A 25876-nucleotide genomic window follows, 5' to 3' on the forward strand; every position below is an offset into this window, starting at 1 on the left:
GCTGAATTAACGTTGTGATATGAAAGAGCCCGACCCCCGTTTCACCCTCGCCAACGAGCGGACGTTTCTCACGTGGATCAGCACCGCGCTGGCCCTGAGCGCGGGCGGGGTGGCGATCGCGGCCATCCCCGACACCGTCTTCGTCCCGTGGGTGCGTACGGTGCTGGGCGTCATGCTCGTCTCCCTCTCCGCGCTCGCCGCCGGCCTGGCCTACCCGCGCTGGCGCAACATCCAGCGGGCGCTGCGCCAGGAGGCACCCCTGCCGCCGCCGGCCCTGGCCGCGGTGTTCGGGTACGGCGTGGCGGCGGTCGCCGTGGTGGCGCTCGTCCTGATCATCCTGTCGGCGTGAGCCCCCATGTCGATGGAGATCTGGGACCCCGGGCTGCAGAGCGAGCGCACCCGCCTGGCTTGGGTGCGGTCCGCCGTCGCCCTGTCGACGGGCGGGCTGGGCGCGGCGGGCGCGGCGCTGCGCACCGGGATGCCGATGATCGCGGTGGCGGCCTTCGCCGTGGCGGCGTTGTGCGGGGGAGTGCTGCTGGTGCGCACCGGCGCCAGGTTCAGGCGCGTGCAGGAGGCGCTGCACGAGGGCCGGTCGCTCGACGAGAAGGCCGACGCCCTGCTGGCGTGGGTCGGAACGCTCGCCGTGGTGGCAGCGGCGGGGGTCTTCTTGCTGTTCAGAGCGTGACGGCGGACACTGGAAGGGTGGACACGGAGAACCGGACCGTGCCGTTCGAGTGCCGGCGCTGCTGGCACGTATGGGAAGAGGACTTCATCGTCCTCACGGAGACCGACCGGCACGGACACGACAACGAGTTCTGGACGCTGCACGGAGTGCGGGTGCCACCGCCGTCGGCGGAGGCGTCCTGCGTCAAGTGCGGGTGCCAGCAGGTGACGACCTTCCCGTCGGGCTATCTGAGCCGACATCCCGAGGTCGTACGGCAGGGCGAGCCGGTGGCGCCTGACGCGTCGCTGCTGCGCAGCCCGGCGCCACCGAGACCCTTCTACCTCTAGGCGAGGCTCTCCAGCCACGCCCGATGCAGACCCGCGAAGCGGCCGTCGGAGCCGATGAGCTCCCCGGGCGGGCCGTCCTCGACGATCTGCCCGTGCTCCATGACCAGCACCCGGTCGGCGATCTCCACCGTCGACAGGCGGTGCGCGATGATCAGCGCGGTGCGGTCGGCCAGGATCGTGCGCAGCGCCCGCTGCACCAGCCGCTCGCTCGGCACGTCCAGCGACGAGGTGGCCTCGTCGAGGATGAGCACCGCAGGGTCGGCCAGGAAGGCGCGGGCGAAGGCGACGAGCTGCCGCTGACCGGCGGACATGTGGCCGCCGCGCTTGCCGACCTCGGTGTCGTAGCCGTCGGGCAGGTCCACGATGAAGTCGTGGGCGCCGATGGCCTCGGCCGCGTGCCGTACCTCGTCGATGGTCGCCTCGGGCTTGCCGAACCTGATGTTGTCGGCCACGGTGCCGCTGAACAGGAAGTTCTCCTGCGTCACCATGACCACCGCGCGGCGCAGCGTGCCCTCCTCGAGGTCGCGCAGGTCCACGCCGTCGAGCATGACCCGGCCCGCAGTCGGGTCGTAGAAGCGGGAGATCAGCTTGGCCAGCGTGGTCTTGCCCGCGCCCGTCGAGCCGACCAGCGCGATGGTCTGCCCGGCCGGGACGGTCAGGTCGAGACCGGGCAGGATCGGGCGGTCCTCAACGTAGGCGAAGCGCACCTGGTCGAAGCGGACCTGGCCCTTGGGCCTGGGCAGCGCGGCGGGAGCCGCCGGCTCGGCGACCGCAGGCTCCTCCTCCAGCACGCCCGACAACTTCTCCAGGGCGGCGCCGGCCGACTGGAGCGTGTTGTAGAACTGGCTGATCTCCTGCATCGGCTCGTAGAACTGGCGCAGGTAGAGCAGGAAGCCGGTGAGCACGCCGACCATGAGCTCGCCCTGCAGGACCAGGTAGCCGCCGTAGATCAGCACGCCCGCGATGGTCAGGTTGCCCAGCAGCTTGATGCCCGGCATGAAGATCGCGATCAGCTGCATGCCGCGCGCGTTGGCGTCGCGGTAGTCGGCGTTGAGCTTGCCGAAGATCTCCTGGTTGCGCGGCTCACGGCGGAAGGCCTGCACCGCGCGGATGCCGGTCATCGACTCCACGAAGTGCACGATGACCAGGGCCACCGTCTCGCGCGTGCGCCGGTAGGCGGCCGTCGACTGGTTGCGGAACCAGCGGGTGAACAGCAGCAGGATCGGCAGCGGCAGCAAGGCCACCAGGCCGAGGTGCACGTCCATGACCACGAGCAGCGCCGCCGTGCCGAACATGGTCAGCACCGCGGTCACCAGTCCGTCGAAGCCCTGCTGCAGCAGCTCGGCGATGGCCTCGACGTCGGAGGTGAGGCGGGAGATGACCCGGCCGGAGGTGTACTTCTCGTGGAAGGACAGCGACAGCTTCTGGAAGTGGGCGAAGACCCTCCGCCTGAGCTCCAACAGGATGTCCTGGCCGATGCGGCCCGACAGCTTCAGGAAGTACTGCCGGGTGTAGGCCTGCACGCCCGCGGCGGCCAGGATCGAGGTCACCGCGATGATCAGAATCCGCGGTCCCTCGCCCCTGGCCATGGGCGGGATGCCCTGGTCGATGCCGTAGGCGACGAGCAGGGGGATGGACAGCCGGGCCGCGTTGGAGATCACGATCATCGTGATCAGCAGGTAGATGCTCCGCCTGCGCGGCCCGATGAGGTCGGCCAGCAGCCGCCGAGAACGTTTACGGAGCAGGATGGAGACCTTCTCGTCGAGGTCGTCCTGGTTCTCCGCCGCCACGCCGCGCCAGTCGGTCGCCTGCACGGTCATGCCAGCACCTCCTCGGCGGCCAGCAGCTCGCGGTACTGCGGCACGGTCTCCAGGAGCTCCTGGTGCGTTCCCACGTGGGTGATCGTGCCGTCCTGCAGCAGCGCCACCTTGTCGGCCAGCAGCACCGTGGAGGCCCGGTGCGCCACGACGATGCCGGTGGCCTCGCGCAGCACGTGCTTGAGCGCCTCCTCGACCAGCGCCTCGGTCTCCACGTCGAGAGCGCTCAGCGTGTCGTCGAGGACGAGGATCTTGGGCTTCGACAGGACGGCACGCGCCAGGGCCAGGCGCTGGCGCTGACCGCCCGACAGGGACATGCCCTGCTCGCCGATGCGGGTGTCGAGACCCCAGGGCAGATCGTGCACGAACCCGGCCTGCGCGGTCTGGATGGCGCTTTCCAGCTCCTCATCCGTGGCCTCCTTGTTCCCGAGCGTGAGGTTCTCGCGAACGCTCATGGAGAACAGGGTCGGCTCCTCGAAGGCCGTCGCCACGATCTCGCGCAGGGCGCTCAGCCGGAGATCGCGAACATCGTGGCCGTCGACCGTCACCCGGCCCTCGGTCACATCGAGCAGGCGGGGCACCAGGGCGGTCAAGGTCGTCTTGCCCGAACCCGTCGCGCCGACCAGCGCCACCGTCTCGCCGGGCCGTACATCGAGCCAGACGTCGTGCAGCAGCTGCTTGTCGTCGTAGGCGAATCCGACGCCTTCGAGCCTCAGGTGACCCCTGGGCTCGGCGACCGTGCCGGTGCCGTCGACGATCGACGGAGGCGTGTCCATGACCTCCATGACGCGGTCGGCGCTGGTCATCGCCTCCTGAGCCATGGCGATCAGGAAGCCGAGCGCGGAGATGGGCCACACCAGCGAGAGCATCAGCGTGGTGAAGGCCAGGAGCGCTCCAAGAGTGATCTCGCCCGTGCCGACCGCCCACGCGCCGATCAGCAGGACCAGGGCGAGGGTCACGTTGGGGATCACCTCGAGGAAGGTCCAGAACTTCGCCGACAGGCGGACCCGCTGCATTGTGGAAGCATGCAGCTGAGAGGCGCTGTCGTCGTAGGTGCCGAACACGTGCTTGGCGCGGCCGAACGCCTTGATGGTGCGGATGCCCAGCGCGGACTCCTCGACGAGCGTGGCGAGGTCGCCCTGCTCGTCCTGGACCTGCCGGGAGACCTTGATGTACTGCTTCTCGAACTTCAGGCTGAGCAGCACGATCGGGACCGCCGAGCCCAGCACCAGCAGGCCGAGCGGCCAGTACTTACTGAGCAGCACCCCGGTCACGACCGCGATCTGGATGACGCTCATGAACAGGAAGAGCAGGCCGAAACCCAGGAACCGCCTGAGCATCGACAGGTCGGTGGTCGCCCTGGACAGCAGCTGCCCGGACTGCCACTCGCCGTGGAAGCGCATCGGGAGCCGCTGCAGGTGCTCGTAGAGATCGTCACGGATCTCCGTCTCGAGGCCGAGCACCGGCCCGACGAGCATCCAGCGGCGGGTGAAGATCAGCACTGCCTCGGCCACGCCCACACCCACGGCGAGCAGGCCGAGGGGCAGGAGCCCGGCGGGATCGTTGTGGCTGACCGGTCCGTCGACGACCGCCTCGCCGACGAGAGGGAAGGCGATGCTCGCTCCGATGCTCAGGAGGGCGGAGGTCCAGATCAGGACGAGCTTGCCGGCGTAGGGGCGGAGATACGATCTCATCCGCCAGAGGGAGTTGGTTGCGAGCAGGGGACGACTGGGGGAATGGGTATCGGGAGGCATCCCTTCTAGGCTAATACGTGGGATCAACCCATTTTCGTGCGGGGATGCGGTTTCCCACTTGCGGCCTGCACCGTAATGCACGCATCTCCCCGATCCACCGTCACCGCCCGCCTTCCCGAGCCCGGCACCCGCCGCAACGCCGCCAAGCTGGGCTCGTGCTCATCGGAGCGGCCTGCTCCCGGGCACCGTGGAGGAGTTCACCCTCCACGCCACGATCGCGCTCCACCCGCACCCAGCCGGACCGCCGAACGCGCCCTGGCCGCAGGAGGAGATCGTACGGCCGAGCGAGCGTTACGAAAGGCTCACCTGCGAGGAACTCCGGCCGCGACTCGTCCTCGACGGCCTGCGCGATCATCACCGGCCGGAGTTCGTGTCCGCACGATGGCTCGCGGGCAGCCGGGGGCTGCAGGCCACCTCGCTGATCCTGGCCGGACGGCTGCTGCCGCTGTCCGATCTCGCCAACGGCGCCGCGCTCCCTCACGGCTTCGGCACGGACAGCAAGGCCGACGGTGCCTGGAGAGCGTCGTCGAGATCCTGGGTAGGCATCCGGGCCTGGGCCTGCCGCTGATCGAGGCGGCGCCGGGCAACCGGATGATCCGGTGCCGCCGTACCGCGCTCGCCGCGTCGGCAGCCTGGCCCGCGTCATCCGTGCCGGACGAAGCGGGGCGATGGGTGTGTGAGGCGCTGGGGCGTCGAGCCGGACGCCGACCTCCCTGCGTAGCCGGCGCGTTTTGTCGGAGCCGATCCCTAGGGTTCGACCATGAGCGACGAGCTGTGGCGGCAGATCCTCCAGCTGATCCGGGGCGACGACCTCGGTGCGTTGCGGGCCCGGCTGCACGCCCTCGACCCCGCCCGGCGGCGCGACGTCGCCGGGCGGGTGGCCGGGCTGCTCTCCGAGGAGTTCCCCTGGGCCGCCACGCGGCGCCACACCGTGGCCGTGCTGGTCGCGGGCGCGGCCGCCCTGCGGACCGCGGCCCAGGTGGCGGCCTGGCTGAACCGTCGTGAGCTGCGCTTCACGGCCAGGCTCGAGAGCAGCGCCGCCGACCTCGCCGCCGCGGTCGCCGACCGCCCGGCGGACTGGCGGCGCGACCTGGCCGACCGGCTCGCCGCCCGGTTGCCCGCCCCCAGCCGGCCATGGCCGCGGGGCATGCAGGGCTGGGACCTGGTCGCCCGCCTCGTCGTGGAGCTGGGCGACGAACCTCCGGCGCACGACGCATTCGTGGCCGGGTGGGCGTGGCGGCAGGTCGCCCTCGCGGAGCGGAGCGAGCCCCACGCGGCCGCCGTCGAAGGTCGGCTCCTCGTCGAAGGTCGGTTCCCCGTCGACGGGCGCGACCCGCTGCTCTTGGCCATGGTGCCGCGGCTGTTCCACGCCGACGGCGTCGTCGCCGCCCTGATGTGGGCGCAGGGCCCGTCACCCGGGAGCGTGATCGTGCACCGGCTCGCGGCGCTGGCCCACGCCGGGGTCGTGCTGCGGAAAGTGCTGCTCGACGGCTGCGCGGGCCGGTTCCTCAGAGGGGGCGACGTCTCCGAGACAGCGCCGTTCGTCACGTTGTGGCGCGAGCTCCACCCGTCGCCCGAAGAGATCCCCGTCCTCGACCTCGTCCGCGTGCTGGCCTCGGGAGCCTCGCCGCTGGTGCAGCTCGCGGTCACTGAGCTGCACCGAGCGGAAGAGGCGCACGGGATCGACCCCGGCCTGTTCGCCGAGGCGGTGCAGGCCCTGGCCTTCCGCCCGGAGAAGAAACACCTCACCGCCGCGCTCCAGTGGATCGGCAGGAGCGGGCGCCTGCACCCCGACGGCTCCCTCGAAGCCCTGGCCATGACTTTCTGCCAGGCCGACGCGGTGCTGCGGGCGCGTGCCGTACGGCAGGCGGTCAGGCTCGCCCCGCACGCAGGCGAGGCGGGATTCACGGCGGTGCGCCAGGCCGCTCCCGAGCTGCCCGCCGATCTGCGTGAGACGCTCGCCGGACACTACGGTCCCTTCGACGACGTGCCGGAGGAGCTGCCCTCCGCGGCGTGCGCGGCCCCGCTTGCCTCGTTGCCCCCGCTGCTGCCGCCCATCGACTCGCCGTCCGAGCTCGCCGCAGAGTTCGAGAGCACGCGCCGGCCACGCACACCCGCCGAGTACGAACGCATGCTCGCGGCGTTCGTCGAGCTGACCCACCGCGACCGGGCGGCGGTGGCCGGCGCACTCGCCGCCTGGCAGGCCACCGCCTTCGTCCGCGACTCGGGCGGGGAGATCTACCCCGACCGCTGGCTCGACGAGCATCCGCACACGCTCCTCTCACGCTGCGCGCTCGCGGTGGTCGACCCCGAGGGCAGCTGCCGGCTGACGCAGGCACTGGGAGCCGAACCCCCCGGTCCCCAGCCGCACCTGCTCGTCCAGCGACGTATTCGCGAGGTCATCCACCTGCTGGAACGCGGCGACACTGTCCCGTTCCTCCTGGCGACGCCGACGCATCCCACCGGTCACCTCGACCCCGAGACCCTCATCGCCAGACTCGAACGGTTCGCCGGCGCGGAGCCGCTCGCGAACGACTTCCTGCAGGCGATGCTCCGCCTGCCGCCGGACCCCGACCCCGCCATGGCCGCGCGGGCCGAGCGCCTCACCTCGGCCGCCGGGCAGCGGCTCGCCGCACGCTTTTCCGCCGGGCAACGGCTTGCCGCACGCTTTTCCGCCGGGCAACGGCTTGCCGCACGCCTTTCCAGCGGGGCACCGCGGCCGACCGTCACCTGTGGCACCGACCTGCTCGGGCCGCACGCGTGGATGCGCCCCCAACTGCATGCCCGCATCACCCCGCCCGCCGACTGCCCACCCGAGCCGGCCTTCCTGTTCGACCTCGAACCGGCCGCCGGATACGGTCACACCGATGTCGACCTGGCCTGGTGGCCGTGGATCATGCCGTCGCACCGGGAGGTCGTCGCCGCGTACCTGCTGAAGTACCTCCCGTCGCGCATGAACAGCTCCGACGGGCAGGTCGGCACCCTCGCGGCCGCCATGCACGGCGCCGGCCCCGTCGGCGCCGCGACCGCGGGCGCGCTGGCCATCGGCATGGGCCACGAGCGTGCGGAGCAGCGAGCGGCGGCCGTCGAGGCCGTGCTGACGCTGATCGCCCGTGGCGAGTTACCGGCCGCGGACCTCGGACGCCTGATCGGAGAGTTGGTCGGCCTGAACTTCATCGTCCTCAGCCGGGTCACCGAGGTCCTCGACCAGGTGGCGGTCTTCGCACCGGCCGAGATGTGGACGGTGCTGGCGGAAGCCCTCGCCTCGATCCTGCCCGAACCGGGCGCCAAGCCCCGCACCGGCCTCGCCGACCTCCTCGCCCTGGCCACGCGCTGCACCGAGGCGGGCACGAGCGTCACGCCGGGTCCGTGGTCGCCGAGACTGGCGGAGATGGCCGCGCGCAAGGGCGGCAGCCGGGCCGTCCTCGAGGCACGCAGACTGGCCGCACTCACTTATCAAGGGTTACCCGCGTCCATAGGATGATCACGTGGATCCCTTACAGACCGTCGTGAATCCGGACATTCCGAGCATCGCCCGCGTCTACGACTACATGCTCGGCGGCAAGGACAACTTCGCCGCCGACCGGGCCGTGGGTGACCAGCTCTTCGCCCTCAATCCCGACTCCAGAGCCGCGACCCTCGAGAACCGAGCGGTCCTGGTGCGGGCGATCCGCTACCTCGCCGCCGAACGCGGGATCACCCAGTTCCTCGACATCGGCTCCGGCCTTCCCACCCAGCAGAACGTGCACCAGGCCGCCCAGGCGATCAACCCCGACGCCAGGGTCGTCTACGTCGACAACGACCCCATCGTGCTCGTCCACGGGCGAGCCCTGCTGGCCGAGAACGACAAGACCGTCGTCATCCAGGCGGACATGAGAGACCCCCAGTCGATCCTGACCGACCCGCACGTGAAGGCGATGCTCGACTTCGACGAGCCGGTGGCGCTGATCCTCTGCGGGGTGCTGCACCACCTCGACGAGGCGGAGGACCCTCGGGGGGTCGTCAGGTCCTTCATGGACCGGATGCCCGCGGGCAGCCACGTCTTCATCACCCACTTCGCCCGGTCGGGGCCCAACAGCGAGATCGCCGAACGCATCCTGATCGCCGGCATCGGCTCGGGGCGCTTCCGGACCGCCCAGGAGATCGAGGAGCTCTTCGAGGGGTACGAGCTGGCCGAGCCCGGCGTGGTGTTCGCGCCGGAGTGGCGGCCGGAGGAGCCGATCGAGGAGGAGCTGGAGGACTGGCAGCGGCTGCTCATGGGCGGGGTGGCGGAGAAACGCTGAGGTCGGCTGCCCACCTCCGCCTGAGCAGCCCTCCGCCCCTGCGCACGCCGTCCCCCTGGCCGGCTCCGTGAGCGGCCAGGCGGACGTTCTCTGCCAGGCAACGAGGCCCACTGCGTAGAGCCCACGGCAACGGGGCCCACGGCAACGGGGCCGACGGCAACGGGGCCGACGGCAACGGGGCCGACGGCAACGGGGCCCACGGCAACGGGGCCGACGGCAACGGGGCCGACGGCAACGGGGCCGACGGCAACGGGGCCCACGGCAACGGGGCCCACGGCAACGGGGCCGACGGCAACGGGGCCCACGGCAACGGGGCCCACGGCGAACCCATGGCGTCGAGGTCCACGGCGGCGAGCCCAGGGCGTCGAGGTCCACGGTGGCGAGGGGGTCAGCCCTCTGTGCCGCCCATGGCGATCGTCTCCGCGACCTCCTCCGCGCGCTCCGCCTCCTCGGCGGCGAATCGCTCGGCGTCGAGTTTGTCGGCGATGTCCTCGTCCTGCTTCATGAGCGCCTCGAGCGACTGCCCGGCCATCTCCAGCACGCCCATGTCCGCGTACGCCTGCTGCAGGCGCGGCGACCAGAGGCCGATGTCCTTGACGCAGGGCACGATGCGGCTGAACAGCAGCGAGCGGAAAAGCCGGAGGTACTCGGACTTGTCGACGGCCTCCATCGCCTCGTCCACCTCGGACTTCGACAGCCCGATCGTCTCCCACGTCTCCTTGCCGCGCAGCCGGTCGCGCATGAGGTAGCAGCCCTCGATCACGAAGTCCTCGCGCTCGCGCAGCTCGCTCTCCGACAGGTTCTCGTAATAGTCACGCAGCGCCATGCGCCCGAAGGCCACGTGCCTGGCCTCGTCCTGCATCACGTAGGCGAGGATCTGCTTGGGCAGGGGCTTGGTGGTGATGTCGCGCATCACGCCGAACGCCGCCAGGGCCAGGCCCTCGATGAGCACCTGCATGCCGAGGTAGGGCATGTCCCAGCGCGAGTCGGACAGGGTGGAGTCGAGCAGCGCCTTGAGGTGCTCGTTGATGGGGTAGGCCAGGCCCACCTTCTCCTGCAGGAAGCGGGCGTAGGTCTCAGCGTGACGTGCCTCGTCCATGGTCTGGGTGGCCGCGTAGAACTTGGAGTCGAGGTCGGGCACCGATTCGACGATCTTGGCCGAGCAGATCATCGCGCCCTGCTCGCCGTGCAGGAACTGGGAGAACTGCCAGGCCGCGCTGTGGCGGCGCACCTCCTGGCGCGTCTGCTCCGACATGCGCTCCCACAGCGGCGTGCCGTAGATGGCGATGGTCTGGTCGGGGATGCCGAGCACGTTGTACGGATCGACCTCGAGGTCCCAGTCGATGCGCTTGGTGGAGTCCCACTGCTTGTCCTTGCCCTTTTGGTACAGGGCGAGCATGCGGTCGCGGCCGTCGTCGTATTCCCAGGTGAACCGCGACGAGCCGGACATCTCGACGTCCCAGGTCGCCAGCGAGGCGGGGATGGTGTACAGCTCGTGCGTCGACATAGGAAGGGCCTCCCGGAGAGGTACGTACGCCGTACGTCCTCACGGTGACACGTACGCTGTACGTGCGTCAATAGAATGGCTCTGTGCCCCTGAACCGCAGCATGATCGTGGACGCGGCGATCGCCCTGATCGAGCGCGAGGGGGCCGACGCGGTCTCCATGCGGCGCATCGCGGCCGATCTGCAGGTCGGCGTGATGTCGCTCTACAACCACGTGCCGAACAAGGCCGCGCTGCTCGAAGGCGTGGCGGAAGCCGTACTGTCGAAGATCGAGTTCAGGGACGACCCTGACGCGCCGTGGCGTGACCGGGTGCGCATGCAGGCGCATGCCTTCCGGCAGATCGCGCACCACTATCCGCGCTCCACGATGGTCGTCGTCAGCCGGCAGCTGCACTCCTCGACGGGGCTGCTGCCGGTGGAGCGGGCGCTCGCCACGTTGCGGAGCGCCGGGTTCGAGGGGGCTGATGCGGTGCGGATGTTGCGGATCTTCATCGCCTACATCGTGGGATCGCTGCTTCGTGAGGTGGGGGTGACGCCGACGTTCGCGCCGACCCACATGCAGGCCGACGTCGACCAAGACGTGGACCCGGCGCTGTTCCCGCAAGTGAGCGAGCTGGCGCCGTTGCTGCGGCAGTGTGACCATGAGGAGGAGTTCGAGTTCGGGATCGAACTGCTCATTCAGGCGATCGCCGTTCATCCGAGACGGAGGCGGCAGGGCACCGTCTGAGATTTGCGCGGGTGGAAGCGTGTGCCGCTTGGCCTTGCGAGCCTGAGCGTGCTGGGTGGGCTGGCGAACTGCAAGGCCCTGCTGGGGGCCTCATGTGGCCGAAGAGGGCAGGCCTCGCTCACGAGGTCGCTGAAGGGAACGGGCCTGGCTCGCTTGTGGCCGTTGGCTGCAGGTCTGGCTCGCGGGTGGCTGCGGGCGGCTGGTCTGGCTCGCGGGTGGCTGAGGGGGGCTGGGTGGGCTCGCGGGGAGTGGTTCGGGTCTGCTTGAGGAGGTGGGCCGCCAGTAGCGATGCCCAGCTCCAGCCGGTCACGGCCAGTAAGCGGAGCATGAGGCTGAGCGGCTGGGGGTCGGCGCCGCCTCGCGACAGGACGCCGGACAGGGCGTAGATGACCGGCAGCGCCACGCCGACCGTCGCGCAGATGATCGCCCAGGGTCGGTCGCCGGCGACGGCGAAGCGCCTTGTGAAGACGAAACACGCGGCGATCAGTGAGACCAGGACGATGAAGAAGCCGACGCCGTGCAGCACGTAGGCGATGTCGATGGAGTCGGTGGGCGGGGCACCCAACGGCGGTGAGGTCGATGGCGGGGGTGCGGTGACAGCCGACGTTTCGGGGATGGGCGTGGTGCCCGAGCCCGGTGAGGGGGTCGGGAGCCGCGACGTGCCCGGAGGCGGTGACATGCCAAGGGGGGCTGGCCCGTCCGGGAGCGGTGAGGTGCCCAGGAGGGCTGACCCGTCCGGGAGGGGGGCGGTACCCGGGAGCGGTGAAGTGCCCGGGAGCGGTGATGTGCCCGGGAGGGGTGAGGTGCCCGGGAGGCCGGTTGGGGCGCCTGGGGGATAGCCCCAGCTTGGGGCGGTGCGGAAGATGCCGGCGGTGATCAGGCCCGCGCCGAAGGTGCCGATGAACAGGGGGCCCCATCGCCTCGGCGATCGGGCGCATGCCGATCGCCGAGGCGATGAAGAGCAGGCCGGTGATGACGAAGGTGGCGATCTGGATCCAGCCCAGGTCGCCGAGGCTCAGCAGGCTCAGCGGATGTTTGCGCGGGTCGAAGTCGGGGCGGGTGTAGTCCTGGATCAGGACCATGGCGATGAAGAAGGGGCCGGCGATCACGCCGCAACGCAGGAGCAACCTCATGATCCACCTTCCTTAGCAGTGCTAAGGAGGCTCATCCTTCCTTAGCGCTGCTAAGGTGTCAAACCATGGCGCTCACCAGGCAGACCCTGATCGAGACGGCACTGCGGTTGCTCGATGACGTCGGGCTCGACGGGCTGACCGTGCGCAGGCTCGCCGGCGAGCTGGGTGTGCAGTCGCCGGCGCTCTACTGGCATATCCGCACCAAGCAGGAGCTGCTTGACGGCATGGCGGATGCGATCGTGCTCGCCGGGGGGATGGGGCCGCCGCGTGATGGGGAGGGGTGGCGGGAGTGGCTGGGGCGGCGGGCTCGGGGTTACCGGGGGGCTTTGCTGGCTCATCGTGACGGGGCTCGCGTGATCACGATGGCGGCGAGTCTGGGGCCGGGGACGATCCGGCAGTTCGATGAGGAACTCACGGCGTTGGTGGGGTGCGGGTTCACCCCGGTGCTGGCGTTGCGCACCTTGGCGAGTTGCACCAGTTATGTCAACGGGTTCGTGTTGCGGGAGCAGGCGGAGCGGGGGGCGGTGACGAGCGTCGCGGAGATCGCCGGGCTGCTGGAGGGCGGGATGGAGTCCACGCTGCTCCGGGCGATTCGTGAGGGTGGGGGGACGATGGGGGAGGAGGCCTTCGAGCACGGGCTGCGGCTGCTCATCGACGGCACGGCGGTGGCGCTGGGCTGAGGGGATGGGCGGAGCGCGTGCGGGGGCTCGTTGGCGGGGGCCAGTGGAGGGGAGACGGGGCCTCGTGAGCGGGCGCCGGTGGAGGGGCGAAGGCCTCATTCGGCGGGCGCCGGTGGAGAGGGCGGGGGCTCGTTGGCGGGTGCCAGTGGACGGGGGAGGCGAAGGGGCTCTCCTGGGGGCGTTGCGTCGGCATCGTGGGTGTCGCCCAACGAAGCAGAGGGCCGACCGCGTCAAGCGGTCGACCCCCTGCGAAGCAGCCGTTCCTTCCCCCGAGCGGCTGCTAGTACCAGTTGTGCGACCTGAAATGCCCCCAAGCCCCGCACGGGCGCCCGTAGCGGTGCTTGATGTACTTCAGGCCCCAGCGGATCTGGGTGGCCGGATTGTGCCGCCAGTCCCTTCCCGCGCCTGACATCTTGCCCCCAGGCAAGGCCTGGGGAATGCCGTAGGCGCCGGACGAGCGGTTGTGGGCCCGATGGTTCCAGTTGCTCTCCCTGGTCCAGAGGCTGTTGAGACACTGGAACTGTCCGGAGGACCATGCGCGTTGCCGTAGCAGCCCGCGGGCGATCTCCTTGTTCCTGGCCTTGCCCGGCCTCTTGACCCGGGCTTCCGGTTGGTTGGGCATGCGCCAGGCGCCGGCGCGGTCCACGGTGGGCTTGGCGTGGGTGCGCCAGGTCCTGCGGTGGATCCGCGCCGGTCCGTCGTCGGCCCGCCAGACACCCTGACGGGCCTCGCCGGATCCGGCGTCGGCCTCCCAGCTCCGGAAGTGGACCGCGGTGGCGGACTCGGTGTCCGTTTCGGCGGTCGCGGTGCCCGTCTCCATCGCCCCAACGGTCAGGGCGACGATGGCGAGCGTGCCGCACAGAGCGCGTTTGCTGTCCAAATCGATCCTTGCTGTCCGGTCGCGTGCGGACAGGCGCCGGTTCCTCCTGCGGCGTCTGGCTCCACCAGCGCCCCTGGCGGGGGCGTGGAGGGTCCGCGTGGCCTGGCCGGGATCTGGTACCGCCCAGACTTCGGACGGCCCGGCAGGCCCGCGACGTGCTCTAGAGGCGGTTCTAGTACGGCGGCGCGCGCCGCGACCGTGCACGAGCTACGCGGCTGGAAGGGTGTTTGCCGCGGACTGGGGGCGCATGACCGATTCGGGTGGTTGACCTACCTCATGGGGGGTGGTCGTTGACCAATACGTGAGGAAGGGGGTCAGTACCAGCCGCGTGCGAGGAAGTGCCCCCAAGCTCGGCACGGCGCGCCGTACCTGCTCTTGATGTAGGAAAGCCCCCAGGAGATCTGGGTGCGGGGGTTGGTGCGCCAGTCGCTGCCGTGGCTGGCCATCTTGCGGCCCGGCAGTGCTTGGGGGATGCCGTAGGCGCCGGAGTACCGGTTTCCGGCTCTGTGGTGCCAGCCGCTCTCGCGGCTCCACAGCTTCTCCAGGCAGTGGAACTGGGTGCGGCTCCAGCCGCGTTTGGCCACCAGGGGGCGGGCGATCGCCTTGTTGCGTTCCTTGATTCCGGCCGTCTGCGCCTCGGCGGCCGACGCGGTGCCCGTCGTCCCCGCCGCCACCAGTGTGGCGGCCGCGATCAGAGCGCTCGTACGGCGTAGCGTGGGCATGAGGGATTCCCTTTCGGATGGACTCGTGAGGGACCGCGACACCCTCCCGCATGCCGTCCATGCGCCGCTACTCGATCATGCGTTTGAAGATCGGTTTGCTCATGATTGATTTGTCGCCCGCCAGGGGATTTATCGGAAAAATGTGGAACGGGTCACAGTTTTCGCGCGAAGGTCGTTAAGTAGGGTTGGGCGCATGAGTCTCCGTGAGATCCCGTTGCGCACCCTCGACGACGCCCCCACCACCCTGGCCGAGCTGGCCGGTGACAAGGCGGTGCTGGTCGTCAACGTCGCTTCGAAGTGCGGGCTGACCCCGCAGTACACCGGTCTGGTCAAGCTCCAGCAGACCTACGGCCCGCGCGGGTTCACCGTGGTGGGCGTGCCGTGCAACCAGTTCATGGGGCAGGAGCCGGGCAGCGCCGAGGAGATCCAGGAGTTCTGCTCGACGACCTACGGCGTCGACTTCCCGCTGCTGGAGAAGGTCGAGGTGAACGGCGAGGGCCGTCACCCGCTCTACACCGAGCTGACCCAGGCCGCCGACGCGGCGGGCGAGTCGGGCGACATCCAGTGGAACTTCGAGAAGTTCCTGGTCGACCGCTCCGGCGCCGTCGTTGGCAGGTTCCGCCCGCGCACCGAGCCCGAGGACCCCGAGGTCACCGGAGCGATCGAGAAGCTCGTTCAGGCGTAGACGCGCGCGTGCAGGGCCCGGACCTCGTCGGCCAGTTCGGGCGCCGGGCCCTCCACCACCGCGCCGGGCACGACCTCGCGGATCGGCAGCGCCCGCACCGGCGACTCCGGCGCGCCCAGTTCGGCGCGCCAGGCCGTCAGCTGCTCCGACGACGTCGCGTAGACGATGCGGCCCAGCCCCACCCAGCCGTGCGCGGCCGAGCACATCGGGCAGTGCTCGCCCGAGGTGTAGACGGTGGCCGCCGCCCGCTGCTCGGGGGTGAGATTCCCGGCCGCCCACCGGGCCAGCTCGAACTCGGGGTGGCGGGTGTAGTCGCCGCTGGACTCCTCGTTGTGGCCCTCGGCGAGGATCTCACCCTCGCTCACGAGCACCGAGCCGAACGGGAAGTTGCCCTTCTCCAGGGCCTGGCCCGCCAGCTCCACACAACGCCTCAAATAGCGCAGATCCTCATCGTTCACTTCTTCAGTCTAGGTCCGCAGCTCCCGCGGATGATCAGCTCGGTCGGCAGCAGCACGCTGCGCGGGCGGCGGCGGGGATCCGCCCGCAGCACCAGCTCGGCGGCGCGGTAACCCAGGTCGCGCGCGGGCTGGGAGATCACCGTCAGCGGCGGCGCGCACAACTCCGCCCACGGGACATCGTCGAACATGATCAGGCTCAGGTCGCGCGGGATGCGCAGGTCGAGCTCCCTGGCCGCCAGCACCGCCGCCTCGCCCAGCACGTTGCCCCCCGCCAGCACCGCGGTCACGTCGGGGTTGCTCTGGAACAGTCCGGAGGCGGCGGCGTAGGCGGCGTCGCGGGTCGCCTCGGCCAACACGACCAGGCCGTCGTCGGTCGCCTCGCGGAAGGCGGCCACCCGGCTCGCGTGCCCGGTGTTGCCCAGGAAGGCAATGTCGCGGTGCCCCAGCCCGCGCAGGTAACGCACCGCCGTACGGATGCCTGCCCGGTCGTCGGCCAGGACGGCGGGCAGGTCGGGGACCGAGGGCGGCTTGACGCGGCGGGGCAGCCCGTCGAGGGCCTCGAGCTCGTCGAGGGGCTCGTCGTACGCGGTGTCGAACTCCGAGGCGGGCTCGCTGGGCAGCCGGTCGGCGAAGACGACGGTCATGCCCGACCGGATCGCCGGGGCCCACGCGTCGGGGCCGCCGGCCGGCACCGCGATCACCCGGTCGACGCTCTGCTCCAGCAGCATGCCGATCAGCTCGGCCTCCTGCTCCGGGTCGCCCCCCGTGGAGCCGACCATGACGGGCTCGCCCGCCGTACGCGCGCAGGACAGCACGCCCTCGGCCAGCCGGCCGTAGAAGGTGTCGGTCAGGTCGGGCACGAGCAGCCCCATGCCGCCGGTGCGGCGCTGGCGCAGGTTGCGGCCCAGGGCGCTGGGGCGGTAGTCGAGCTGCGCGGCCACGGCCAGCACGCGCTCGCGCGTCTCGGGGCTCGCCGAGCCGCCGGACAGCACCCGGGACACCGTGGCCACCCCGACGCCCGCGGCCTCGGCCACTTCCTTGATCGTCACCCGCTCCATGGAAACGATTCCATCATGACGTTCCATCGCGGTCGAGCTCAGGGGGATAACAGTCCAGGTCCTCTTGACAGGGATGTCCGTTTCGGGTGAGATGCATGAAAACGTATCCAAGCCGAGGTAATCCCCCGGTAGCGCGAAGGACTGTTATGGCATCCATCGTTCTTAGCAACGTCGACAAGGTGTACGCGGGCGGCGTCAAGGCCGTCAACGGGCTCAACCTTGAGATCAGGGACGGCGAGTTCATGGTGCTCGTCGGCCCCTCTGGATGCGGTAAGTCCACCGCGCTCCGGATGATCGCAGGGCTCGAGGACATCAGCGGCGGCGAGATCTCCATCGGCGACAAGGTGGTCAACCACCTGCCGCCCAAGGACCGTGACATCGCGATGGTCTTCCAGAACTACGCGCTGTACCCCCACATGACCGTCGAGGAGAACCTCGCCTTCGGTCTGAAGCTCCGCAAGATGCCCAAGGCCGAGATCGCCTCGCGCGTCAACGACGCCGCCAAGATGCTGGGCCTGGAGCAGTACCTCAAGCGCAAGCCGGCCGCCCTGTCCGGTGGTCAGCGCCAGCGTGTCGCCATGGGCCGCGCCATCGTGCGTAACCCGCAGGCCTTCCTCATGGACGAGCCGCTGTCCAACCTCGACGCCAAGCTGCGTGTGTCGATGCGCGCCTCGCTGAACCAGATGCACGAGCGCCTGCGCACCACCACCGTCTACGTCACCCACGACCAGGTCGAGGCCATGACCCTCGGCGACCGCGTCTGCGTGCTGCGCGACGGTCTGCTGCAGCAGGTCGACACCCCGCAGAACCTGTTCGACAAGCCGGTCAACCTGTTCGTCGCCGGCTTCATGGGCTCGCCGTCCATGAACTTCGCCACCGCCGAGCTGGTGCGTGACGGTGGCGCCTCGGTCACCTTCGCCGGCATCAAGCTCTCCATCCCGGACTCGACCTTCGCCGAGAAGCCGGGCCTCGACAAGTACATCGGCCGCCAGGTCATCCTCGGCATCCGCCCCTCCGACTTCGAGGACGCCGCCTCCGCCGGCCAGCACGCCAACGGCTGGGCGACCCTCCCGGTCAAGGCCGAGGTCACCGAGGAGCTCGGCTCCGAGATCAACGTGCTCTTCCTCATCGACGCCCCGCCCGTCGAGCACAAGGACACCGTCGCCGCCGCCGACACCGGCGACGAGGACGAGTCGGCGCTGCCGCTGTCCGGCGACAAGTCGCTGTGGACCGCCCGCGTGAACGCCCGCTCGCACGTGCGTCCCGGCCAGTCGATCGACCTGGTCATCGACACCCACAACCTGCACTTCTTCGACAAGGAGTCGGGTCTGGCCATCGGCCACGAGGCCAACATCGGCCGCTGACGCCCGACCGGGCCGGATCGCTCCCCGCGAAGCCGGCCCGATCCGGTGATCCCCCTGCCCCAGGCCCCCGCCGCGACCCCCTCCCGCAGCGGGGGCCTGCTCATGACCTCAGTGCGTGTGCGAGCCCGCCACCAGCCGCGTGGTCACGCCGACGCGGTTCCAGAAGTTGATGGTCGCGATCGCCATCACCAGCGCGGCCAGGGTCTCCTGGGGGTACTCCTTCTCGGCCGCCTGCCACACCTCGTCCGGCACCGCGTTCGGGTTGTCGGCCAGCCGGGTCGCCGCCTCGGCCAGGTCGAGGGCGGCACGTTCCGCGTCGGTGAAGTACGGCGCCTCGCGCCAGGCCGCCACCGACCACAGCCGCTCGTCGCTCTCGCCCGAGGCCTTCAGGTCGCGGGCGTGCATGTCGACGCAGTAGCCGCAGCCGTTGATCTGGCTCACGCGCAGCTTGACGAGCTCGTAGGTGGTGCGGGGCAGCGAGCTGCGCCGCATGGCGGCCTCCACGCCGGTCATGGCCTTGTAGATGTCGGGCACCAGCTCGAAGGCGTTGAGACGAGGCTGCATGACATTCTCTCCAATCGGGATGAAAAATATCCAGAATTAGTCCACGGAGAAGCTCACATGAGCTGCCCGCGGGTGCGTGAGGAAGCGTCGGGATGGTGGCGTTCCACCTGGGCGATGACGTCGGAGATCGTCTGGGCGGCCAGTTCCCGCCGCCAGGCGAGCTCCGCCTTGCGCATGCCGATCGACACGGCGCAGGTGCGCCGGTAGTCGACGTCGTCGCGCCCGCCGGGACCCTCGCGGAGGATCTGCTGGCAGCGGAAGGCGTCCTCGCCGCCCTCGATGGCGGTCACCACGTCGAGCAGGGTGATCGCCGTGGTCGGGCGCGCGAGGCGGAAGCCGCCGCGCGGGCCCGGCGTGGAGGTGAGGATGCCCGCCTTGGCCAGCAGCTGGAGCTGCTTGTTGAGGTAGGCGGCGGGCAGGGAGTAGAGCGCGGCGAGCCGGGCGGCGGTGACGGCCCGGCCCTCCATCCAGGCCAGGTTCACGCAGCTGTGAAGCGCCCATTCGACGCCCTCGCTCATCCGCATATCCTGGATATTACATGTCCAGGATTAGTCGCGTCGACCCAGCCTCGCGTTGACGGCGTGCTGCAGCGACTTGGGCACCAGCGTGCCGAAGGTCACGATGGCCTTGTAGAGCGCGCCGGGGACGCTGACCCTGACGCCCCGCGCCAGGTCGCGCATGGCGGTCCTGGCCACGGCGTCGGCGTCGAGCCACAGGAACTCGGGTGTGCCCGACATGTCCATCGAGGCCCGCGAGTGGAACTCGGTGCGCACGAAACCCGGGCACAGGGCCATGACCCGCACCCGTGGCGAGCTGATCTCGGCCGCGACGGACTCGGTGAAGTTGACCACCCACGCCTTGGAGGCGCTGTAGCTGCCGCGGTTGAAGAAGGCCGCCACCGAAGCGACGTTGATGACACCGCCCCGGCCGCGCGCCTTCAGGACCGGCACGGCGGTGAGCGTCAGGCGCAGCACGGCCTCGCAGTGCACCTTCAGCATCGCCACCTCGTCGGCGACCGGGGTCTGCAGGAAGGCCGTGCGGTGGCCGAAGCCGGCATTGTTGACCAGCAGGTCGATCCCGTCGCGGATCCGCTGCTCGACCAGCTCCAGGCCCTCGTCGGTGGCCAGGTCGGCGGGCAGGGTCTCGACCGCCGTGCCGTACCTGAGCTTGAGGGTCTCCGCCGACTCGGCCAGGCGCTGGGAATCGCGGGCCACCAGAACGAGAGCGAAACCGTCGGCGGCGAGGCGACGGGCGAAGGCGGCGCCGATGCCCGCCGTGGCGCCGGTGATGAGTGCGGTTGGCATGCCCAGCAATCTACTGGGCGCCTTGCGGGGAACCTCAGGCCCACGCGGGCAGGATGGAGGCGTGGGAAAACTACCCGGCACCACCCTCCTGATCGCGGCCGTCGCCCTGGGCGGCTGCACGGCGGCGGAGCCCGCCGTCGTGTCCACGAGCGCGCAGGCCACCGCGTCCGCAGCGCCCACCCCGACGGTGACCCAGGTCGAAGGCAAGCTGCGCTTCCGCCAGATCGCCCGCTTCGACAAGCCGGTGGCCTTCGCCACCCGCGACGGCGACGACACGCTCTACGTCGCCGAGCAGTCCGGCAGGCTCAAGGCGCTCAAGGACGGCAGGCAGCGCACGATCGTCGACCTGTCCGAGGAGGCGAGCACGGGCGGTGAGCGCGGCCTGCTGGGCGTCGCCTTCCACCCCAGCGGCGACTGGCTCTACCTGGACTGGACGGACGACCAGGGCGACACCCGCGTCACCGAGTGGGCCTTCGACGGCACGAAGGCGAGCGCCAGGCGCGAGGTGCTCAGGCAGGACCAGCCGTACGCCAACCACAACGGCGGCCAGCTCGCCTTCGGCCCCGACGGCTACCTCTACATCGCCTTCGGCGACGGCGGCAGCGGGGGAGACCCGCACGGCAACGGGCAGAAGTTGTCGACCTGGCTCGGCAAGATCCTGCGCATCGACCCCAGGGGCGGCCGGCCCTACCGGGTCCCGCCCGACAACCCCTTCGCCGCACGGCGCGGCGCCAAGCCGGAGATCTGGGCGTACGGCCTGCGCAACCCGTGGAGGTTCGGCTTCGACCGGCAGAGCGGCGACCTGTGGATCGGCGACGTCGGCCAGGACCGGTGGGAGGAGGTCGACGTCCAGCGAGCCTCGTCCAAGGGCGGCGAGAACTACGGCTGGAACGTCTACGAGGGCACGTCGAGGTACGGCGAGGGCCAAGTCCGCGACCACGCGGAACCGGCGATCACCTACCCGCTCGGCGAGGGCGGCAACTGCTCGGTCATCGCCGGATACGTCTATCGCGGCACCGCCATCCCGTGGTTGCGCGGCCGGTTCGTCTACGGTGACTTCTGCGCGGGCTGGGTCAACACCACGCCCGCGAGCAGGCCGGGCAAGGGAAGCAGGGCGGGCACCGTGAGACAGCTGTCGTCGTTCGGCCAGGACAACCAGGGCGAGCTGTACGCCCTGAGCCTGCGCGGCCCGCTCTACCGCGTCGAGGCCGTCTCGTGAGGCTGCTCATCGTCCACCACACCGCCTCGCCCGCCACCCACGAGCTGTTCGACGCGGTACGGCGAGGCGCGCGCGAGGTGCCGGAGGTGGAGGTGGCCAGCCGGGCGGCACTCCAGGCGACGGCCACCGACGTGTTCGCCGCCGACGGGATCCTGCTGGGCACGCCCGCGAACATCGGCTACATGTCGGGGGCGCTCAAGCACTTCTTCGACGGCGTCTACTATCCCTGCCTGGAGGAGACCAGGCGCCTGCCGTACGGGCTGTACGTCCACGGCAACAGCGACACGACGGGCGCGGTCGCCGCGGTGGAGTCGATCGCCTCGGGCCTGGGCTGGACCCCGGTGGCCAGGCCGGTCGTGGTGCTCGGCCCCCCGTCGAAGCCCGACCTGGACGCCTGCTGGGAGCTGGGCGGCACGCTCGCCGCGACCATCGCCCCGTAGCGCGCCCGTCAGCCCCTGGCGGTGCGTTCGATGAGGTCCTCCGCCTGGCGGTCCAGACGCGCGCCGCGCGCGGCGCCCGCGTAGTGGACGACGAGGGCGACGACGGCGCGCAGTTCGCCGGGCGTCAGGTCGCCGGTGCGCAGCGCCGCGTCGAGCTGGATCTCCAGCTCCTCCTCCAGGCCCTGGGCGACGAGCAGGCCGACCAGCACCAGGCGCCTGTCGCGGTCGCTGATCTCGTGGCGAGACCACACGTCGAGGAAGCGGCGCTCGGCGAGAGGGTCGTCCATACTGGGAAGTCGGATGTGAGCGCCCCGCGCGTTACACCCTTCCCCGGCCACCTGACCCCTCTGTCACAGGTAAAGCCAAGGTACGGCCAAGATTTGGTCAAGATTTATCAGCTTCCAGGCGCACTAAACCCGCATGAAACAGGGCACAAAGACCTCGTTGGGCCTAAAGCGGAGGTAAGCCCTGGTGAAAGCATTATGGGCTTGGAAACGGCTGACCGCGATCACGATCGCGGTCTTTGTGATGACAGGGGCCGCCTCATGCGGCCAGAACGAGTTCACCTACGTGCGGGATCGGGAGGGAACCACCTACTTCAAGGTGCCCGCCACTTTCGCCCAGGTCGAGTCCTACGGCATCGACCTGTTCCTGAGCGGCGACAATCCCGAATCCGAATCGGCGCGACTGGCCAAGCAGCGTGTCTGGTCGACGGCCTTCGACCAGGCGACAGAACCGACACCCGAGCATCTCATCAGCTCGACGGAACCCTTCGTCTACGCCACCGTGCACAAGCTGACCGAGGACCAGGTCGGCGCCATCTCGATGAACCGGCTGCGCGACTTCTTCCTGCCGGTGACCAAGGACCTGCGCAGCGCGCTGGAGCAGCAGGCCGCCATGGCGGGCCGGGAGATGCGGTTCACGAAGTTCGAACTCCTCGCCGACGATCTCCTGTCCCTGGAAAACGGCGCACGAGGCGTCCACGTCCGCTTCAACTACGAATTCCAAGGGAAAGTGCAGACCTACGATCTGACGTCCCTGCTGGATGAGAAGGGCGCCACGGTATCCGCCCTGGTCATCAGCTGTCACTCCCTGTGCTTCAGGGCCCGGGCGGGTGAGTTCGACAAAATCAAGGACTCCTTCAAGCTGATCCGGATGCCGGGTTAAAAGGGGCGCACGTGAATCAGACGACCTATCACGAGGGACTGCGCGCTCCTGACAGTGGTCCCGACGACGGCCAGGTGTACCGCAAGGCCCTGCCCATGTGGGACCGCATCAAGTTCCTGATCCTGCTCACCGTGGCCTTCCTCGTCCTGACGTGGAAGACCATGGCCGACTACCAGGGCATCATGCCCTTCGTCGAAGCTCTGCGCTCGATCGCCGCGGAACACCAGTGGATCTTCTGGTTCCTCGGCATCGAGGTGCTGCGCCAGATCCACTTCCTGATCAGCGAGAAATCCTCCGGCTACCACCGCTTCTGGAGCAAGAGGGTCTTCGGCGGCACGGAACGCTGGAGCAAACGCCGCTTCAGCGACTGGACCCGCTTCCGCGTCTCCCGGTGGGCGAAGGTCGCCTTCTTCGTCACCGTGCTGGCCCTGGTCCTCGGCGCGGTGCTCGACACCAGCCCGTTCATCGCGATCTTCCAGGCGCCCGCGCTGCTGTTCATGGCCCTGCCGTACGTGGCGCAGCTGGCCTTCGCCTTCTTCTTCGTCATCTTCCAGTTCGTCGGACTGTTCTGGTTCCTGTCTCGCGGCGGCATCGAGACCTACTTCCCCGACGACATCAAGACCCGGTTCAAGGACGTGTGGGGCCAGGACCACGTCGTCGAGCGCGTGCGCGAGAACATCGTCTTCCTGGAGCGGCCCGAGGCGATCGAGGACAAGGGCGGCTACGTGCCGGGCGGCCTGCTGCTGTGGGGGCCGCCGGGAACCGGCAAGACCCTGATGGCCGAGGCGGTGGCGGGCGAGACCGGCAAGCCGTACGTCTTCGTCGACCCCGGCGCCTTCATCAACATGTTCATGGGCATCGGCATCCTCAAGGTCAAGGGGCTCTTCCGCAAGCTGCGCAAGCTCGCCCTGCGCTACGGCGGAGTGATCGTCTTCTTCGACGAGGCCGACTCGCTCGGACGCCGCGGGCGCCTGGCCGGCCAGCCGCAGCCGGGACAGGGCTTCACCCACACCGGCTGCCACGGCTTCGACTACCTGGCCGAGGACAGCAGGTCGAGGCTGACCTTCAGGACCCCGCAGGAGGAGCCGGTCGAGAAGCGCCGCTTCATCATGGGCGGCGGCATGAACGGCGGAGGCGGCGACATGGGCACGCTGCAGGCGCTGCTCACGGAGCTGTCAGGCCTGAAGAAGCCGCGCGGCTTCTTCAACCGGCTGGTACGGCGGGCCCTGGGCATGCGGCCCAAGCCCCCGCCCAAGTACCGGATCCTCGTCATGATGGCGACCAACATGCCCGACGTCCTCGACGAGGCGCTCCTGCGCCCCGGCCGCATCGACCGCATCTACAAGGTGGGCTATCCCTCCAAGGCCGGACGGGTGCGCACCTACGAGGGCTACTTCGCCAAGGTCGAGCACGACCTGACGGCCGAGCAGATCGACAAGCTCGCGACCATCACCCCGTACGCCACGGGCGCCACGATCAAGGACATGGTCAACGAGTCCCTGATCACCGCGATCCGCGACGGCCGCGATGTGATCACCTGGGCCGACGTGCTGCGCGCCAAGCGGCTCAAGCAGCTCGGACCGCCCGAGGACGTGGAGTACATCGAGCGCGAGCGGCACGCGGTAGCCGTCCACGAGGCCTGCCACGCGGTGATCGCCTACCGCACCCGCTACCACCTCGAGATCGACGTCGCCACCATCGAGAAGGGCGCCGACTACCTGGGCATGGTCGCCTCCATCAAGCCGGAGGACCAGTTCACCCGCTGGAAGTCGGAGTACGAGGCCGACATCATGGTCTCTCTGGCCTCCCTGGCCGGTGAGCGCATGTTCTTCGGCGAGGACAACTCCTCGGGCGTCTCGGGAGACCTGCACTCGGCGACGTTCCTCACCGCCCTGATGGAGTCGCACTGGGGCATGGGCACCGGCGTCACCTCCCTGCCCGCGCTCCAGCAGCTGGAGATCATGGGCGGCGGCAAGGCGATGCCGCGCCAGCGCCCGCCCGGCGGGCCGATCTCCATCACCGACCGCGACCCGGCCAACCGGCGAGCGGCCGACGAGGAGACCCCGCACGTCCTGGGCGAGCGCATCGAATGGAACCTGGTGCGCCTCATGGGCATGGCCGAGGAGTTGCTGCGAGAGCACCGCCGAGACGTGCTCTGCCTGGCGCACGCCCTGGAGACGCACAAGACGCTCAACGGCGACGACGTCGTGGCGATCTTCGAGCGGCGGCGCGGCACCCTGATCGACGGATCGATCTACGACTCCGACGAGCTGTTCGCCGAGATCGAGGAGTACCACGTGGAGGCGGCGCGGGCGCACCGGGAGCACAGCCCGGTCATGCGCGAGCTGCCCGGCGCGGTGGAGGAGCCGGAGTCGTACGGCGCCATGGTCACCCCGGCCCACGGGACGCCGGCGCACGTCGCCGTCGCCCCGATGGCGACCGAGGTGGTGATCGCGCCGCCGCCCCACGCGCCGGTCGCGCTCGCCGAGAACGGCAGGCAGCCGGAGTTCGTGCCGTGGGCCGCCGATCCCCAGCCGATCCCGGAGGCCACGCCGCTCGCCGCGTCCGCACCGCCCGCGGCCGAGGTGCCCAGGAGCCGGGGCAGGGGCGTGCTGGTGGTCGTCGGCAGCCTGGTCGCGCTGGTCGCGGTGGCCGTGGTCGGCGCGCTGGTGGCCACGGGAGGCCTGCCTGGCTCGGCGTCGTCCGCGATCTCGGGCGTGGCCTCGCCCGGACTGCTCGCCGTGCTGTTCATCATCGTCGTCGCGGTCATCGTGGGCCTCGGGGTCGCGATGATCATGGTGAGGAACATGCGGTCCGCCCAGGCCAGGGCCGAGCAGGACAGGGACCGGGCCAACGCCCGCGCCCAGCTGCTGGCCGCGGCCATGGATCCGGAGACGGCGATGCGCCTGCTCGGCTACGACGGGAGGAAGGAACCCTAGATCAAATCACCGGCGGGGGGGGGGGGCCCCCCCCGGGGGGGGGGGGGGGGGGGGGGGGGGGGGGGGGGGGGGGCCCCGCCCCCCCCCCCCCCCCCCGCCCGCCGAGGCCGGGGCGGGCATGCGGGCGCCTGTCACGACTACGGGCTGACCGTGGCGCCAAGCCGCG

General features: G+C 70.1%; 26 protein-coding genes and 1 pseudogene. 14 read left to right on the top strand and 13 right to left on the bottom strand.

Annotation, left to right across the window (positions count from 1 at the left end):
- Positions 1–19: 19 nt before the first annotated feature.
- The 3 genes from ACIBH1_RS35315 to ACIBH1_RS35325 are packed head-to-tail and all read left to right on the top strand — an operon-like array spanning position 20 to position 1011.
- Entirely contained in the window at positions 20–349 is a 330-nt protein-coding gene (locus tag ACIBH1_RS35315) for a YidH family protein (RefSeq protein WP_397318360.1), read from the top strand.
- A gap of 6 nt (positions 350–355) precedes the next feature.
- Positions 356–685, top strand: coding sequence for a DUF202 domain-containing protein (locus ACIBH1_RS35320; protein ID WP_397318361.1), 330 nt, complete (start codon positions 356–358; stop codon positions 683–685).
- A gap of 17 nt (positions 686–702) precedes the next feature.
- Complete coding sequence (locus ACIBH1_RS35325) at positions 703–1011, top strand: hypothetical protein (protein ID WP_397318362.1); 309 nt, start codon at positions 703–705, stop codon at positions 1009–1011.
- Here ACIBH1_RS35325 and ACIBH1_RS35330 read toward each other — a convergent pair.
- Positions 1008–2831: an ABC transporter ATP-binding protein gene (locus tag ACIBH1_RS35330; protein WP_397318363.1), complete on the bottom strand. Its 1824-nt coding sequence runs from the start codon at positions 2829–2831 to the stop codon at positions 1008–1010. The genes ACIBH1_RS35325 and ACIBH1_RS35330 overlap by 4 nt on opposite strands.
- Complete coding sequence (locus ACIBH1_RS35335) at positions 2828–4522, bottom strand: ABC transporter ATP-binding protein (protein WP_397318364.1); 1695 nt, start codon at positions 4520–4522, stop codon at positions 2828–2830. The genes ACIBH1_RS35330 and ACIBH1_RS35335 overlap by 4 nt, the downstream gene beginning before the upstream one ends.
- 247 nt (positions 4523–4769) lie before the next feature.
- Here ACIBH1_RS35335 and ACIBH1_RS35340 point away from each other — a divergent pair, with 247 nt between their 5' ends.
- The 3 genes from ACIBH1_RS35340 (at position 4770) to ACIBH1_RS35350 (ending at position 8865) form a co-directional block, all read left to right on the top strand.
- A complete protein-coding gene (locus tag ACIBH1_RS35340; protein ID WP_397318365.1) occupies positions 4770–5150 on the top strand; it encodes a hypothetical protein in 381 nt (126 codons plus the stop codon).
- Positions 5151–5342: 192 nt separating this feature from the next.
- The gene (locus tag ACIBH1_RS35345) at positions 5343–8066 is read left to right on the top strand and encodes a DUF6493 family protein (protein ID WP_397318366.1); all 2724 of its coding nucleotides are present in this window, start codon (positions 5343–5345) and stop codon (positions 8064–8066) included.
- 4 nt (positions 8067–8070) lie between these two features.
- Positions 8071–8865, top strand: coding sequence for an SAM-dependent methyltransferase (locus ACIBH1_RS35350; RefSeq protein WP_397318367.1), 795 nt, complete (start codon positions 8071–8073; stop codon positions 8863–8865).
- Positions 8866–9253: 388 nt separating this feature from the next.
- Here the strand turns inward: ACIBH1_RS35350 and ACIBH1_RS35355 are convergent, their stop codons facing one another.
- Positions 9254–10372 carry a ferritin-like domain-containing protein gene (locus tag ACIBH1_RS35355; protein WP_397318368.1) on the bottom strand — a complete coding sequence of 373 codons (1119 nt, stop codon included), beginning with the start codon at positions 10370–10372 and terminating at the stop codon, positions 9254–9256.
- An 83-nt stretch (positions 10373–10455) separates the two neighbouring features.
- On the opposite strand from ACIBH1_RS35355, the gene ACIBH1_RS35360 reads away from it, so the two are divergent.
- Positions 10456–11097: a TetR/AcrR family transcriptional regulator C-terminal domain-containing protein gene (locus ACIBH1_RS35360; RefSeq protein WP_397318369.1), complete on the top strand. Its 642-nt coding sequence runs from the start codon at positions 10456–10458 to the stop codon at positions 11095–11097.
- 118 nt (positions 11098–11215) lie between these two features.
- Here ACIBH1_RS35360 and ACIBH1_RS35365 read toward each other — a convergent pair whose 3' ends face one another.
- Positions 11216–11662 carry a DUF998 domain-containing protein gene (locus ACIBH1_RS35365; protein WP_397318370.1) on the bottom strand — a complete coding sequence of 149 codons (447 nt, stop codon included), beginning with the start codon at positions 11660–11662 and terminating at the stop codon, positions 11216–11218.
- 418 nt (positions 11663–12080) lie between these two features.
- Positions 12081–12230 (bottom strand): annotated as a pseudogene (locus ACIBH1_RS35370) (DUF998 domain-containing protein); the annotation flags it as partial.
- A 65-nt stretch (positions 12231–12295) separates the two neighbouring features.
- Between ACIBH1_RS35370 and ACIBH1_RS35375 the strand changes: the two are divergent.
- On the top strand, positions 12296–12910 hold the full coding sequence (locus tag ACIBH1_RS35375; RefSeq protein ID WP_397318371.1) for a TetR/AcrR family transcriptional regulator C-terminal domain-containing protein: 615 nt from the start codon (positions 12296–12298) through the stop codon (positions 12908–12910).
- A 280-nt stretch (positions 12911–13190) separates the two neighbouring features.
- On the opposite strand, the gene ACIBH1_RS35380 is transcribed toward ACIBH1_RS35375, so the two are convergent.
- Together ACIBH1_RS35380 and ACIBH1_RS35385 are read right to left on the bottom strand one after the other, a co-directional pair.
- Positions 13191–13790 (bottom strand): transglycosylase SLT domain-containing protein, encoded by a 600-nt coding sequence (locus ACIBH1_RS35380; protein WP_397318372.1) that lies wholly within the window; start codon positions 13788–13790, stop codon positions 13191–13193.
- A 314-nt stretch (positions 13791–14104) separates the two neighbouring features.
- Positions 14105–14512: a lytic transglycosylase domain-containing protein gene (locus tag ACIBH1_RS35385; RefSeq protein ID WP_397318373.1), complete on the bottom strand. Its 408-nt coding sequence runs from the start codon at positions 14510–14512 to the stop codon at positions 14105–14107.
- Between the two features lie 193 nt (positions 14513–14705).
- Here ACIBH1_RS35385 and ACIBH1_RS35390 point away from each other — a divergent pair, with 193 nt between their 5' ends.
- Positions 14706–15197 carry a glutathione peroxidase gene (locus ACIBH1_RS35390; RefSeq protein ID WP_397318374.1) on the top strand — a complete coding sequence of 164 codons (492 nt, stop codon included), beginning with the start codon at positions 14706–14708 and terminating at the stop codon, positions 15195–15197.
- On the opposite strand, the gene ACIBH1_RS35395 is transcribed toward ACIBH1_RS35390, so the two are convergent.
- Together ACIBH1_RS35395 and ACIBH1_RS35400 are read right to left on the bottom strand one after the other, a co-directional pair.
- Positions 15188–15655: a nucleoside deaminase gene (locus ACIBH1_RS35395; RefSeq protein ID WP_397318375.1), complete on the bottom strand. Its 468-nt coding sequence runs from the start codon at positions 15653–15655 to the stop codon at positions 15188–15190. The two genes, ACIBH1_RS35390 and ACIBH1_RS35395, sit on opposite strands and share 10 nt — an antisense overlap.
- Entirely contained in the window at positions 15652–16713 is a 1062-nt protein-coding gene (locus ACIBH1_RS35400) for a LacI family DNA-binding transcriptional regulator (protein ID WP_397318376.1), read from the bottom strand. The genes ACIBH1_RS35395 and ACIBH1_RS35400 overlap by 4 nt, the downstream gene beginning before the upstream one ends.
- A 146-nt stretch (positions 16714–16859) precedes the next feature.
- On the opposite strand from ACIBH1_RS35400, the gene ACIBH1_RS35405 reads away from it, so the two are divergent.
- Positions 16860–18077 carry an ABC transporter ATP-binding protein gene (locus ACIBH1_RS35405; RefSeq protein WP_397318377.1) on the top strand — a complete coding sequence of 406 codons (1218 nt, stop codon included), beginning with the start codon at positions 16860–16862 and terminating at the stop codon, positions 18075–18077.
- 108 nt (positions 18078–18185) lie between these two features.
- Here the strand turns inward: ACIBH1_RS35405 and ACIBH1_RS35410 are convergent, their stop codons facing one another.
- Genes ACIBH1_RS35410 through ACIBH1_RS35420 form a run of 3 tightly spaced genes read right to left on the bottom strand, consistent with a single transcriptional unit; the run spans position 18186 to position 19945 of the window.
- Positions 18186–18641, bottom strand: coding sequence for a carboxymuconolactone decarboxylase family protein (locus ACIBH1_RS35410; protein ID WP_397318378.1), 456 nt, complete (start codon positions 18639–18641; stop codon positions 18186–18188).
- 53 nt (positions 18642–18694) lie between these two features.
- Positions 18695–19159, bottom strand: a complete 465-nt coding sequence (locus ACIBH1_RS35415; RefSeq protein WP_397318379.1) for an RrF2 family transcriptional regulator — start codon at positions 19157–19159, stop codon at positions 18695–18697.
- A gap of 30 nt (positions 19160–19189) precedes the next feature.
- The gene (locus ACIBH1_RS35420; RefSeq protein ID WP_397318380.1) at positions 19190–19945 is read right to left on the bottom strand and encodes an SDR family NAD(P)-dependent oxidoreductase; all 756 of its coding nucleotides are present in this window, start codon (positions 19943–19945) and stop codon (positions 19190–19192) included.
- Positions 19946–20006: 61 nt separating this feature from the next.
- On the opposite strand from ACIBH1_RS35420, the gene ACIBH1_RS35425 reads away from it, so the two are divergent.
- Both ACIBH1_RS35425 and ACIBH1_RS35430 read left to right on the top strand, forming a co-directional pair.
- On the top strand, positions 20007–21164 hold the full coding sequence (locus ACIBH1_RS35425) for a PQQ-dependent sugar dehydrogenase (RefSeq protein ID WP_397318381.1): 1158 nt from the start codon (positions 20007–20009) through the stop codon (positions 21162–21164).
- Positions 21161–21604, top strand: a complete 444-nt coding sequence (locus tag ACIBH1_RS35430) for a flavodoxin family protein (protein WP_397318382.1) — start codon at positions 21161–21163, stop codon at positions 21602–21604. The genes ACIBH1_RS35425 and ACIBH1_RS35430 overlap by 4 nt, the downstream gene beginning before the upstream one ends.
- A gap of 8 nt (positions 21605–21612) precedes the next feature.
- Here ACIBH1_RS35430 and ACIBH1_RS35435 read toward each other — a convergent pair whose 3' ends face one another.
- Positions 21613–21891 carry a carboxymuconolactone decarboxylase family protein gene (locus tag ACIBH1_RS35435; RefSeq protein ID WP_397318383.1) on the bottom strand — a complete coding sequence of 93 codons (279 nt, stop codon included), beginning with the start codon at positions 21889–21891 and terminating at the stop codon, positions 21613–21615.
- Between the two features lie 184 nt (positions 21892–22075).
- On the opposite strand from ACIBH1_RS35435, the gene ACIBH1_RS35440 reads away from it, so the two are divergent.
- Together ACIBH1_RS35440 and ACIBH1_RS35445 are read left to right on the top strand one after the other, a co-directional pair.
- The gene (locus tag ACIBH1_RS35440) at positions 22076–22771 is read left to right on the top strand and encodes a hypothetical protein (RefSeq protein WP_397318384.1); all 696 of its coding nucleotides are present in this window, start codon (positions 22076–22078) and stop codon (positions 22769–22771) included.
- An 11-nt stretch (positions 22772–22782) separates the two neighbouring features.
- The gene (locus ACIBH1_RS35445; RefSeq protein WP_397318385.1) at positions 22783–25710 is read left to right on the top strand and encodes an AAA family ATPase; all 2928 of its coding nucleotides are present in this window, start codon (positions 22783–22785) and stop codon (positions 25708–25710) included.
- Positions 25711–25876: the final 166 nt, after the last annotated feature.

This window comes from Nonomuraea sp. NPDC050663 (assembly GCF_044456985.1).
Taxonomy (GTDB): domain Bacteria; phylum Actinomycetota; class Actinomycetes; order Streptosporangiales; family Streptosporangiaceae; genus Nonomuraea.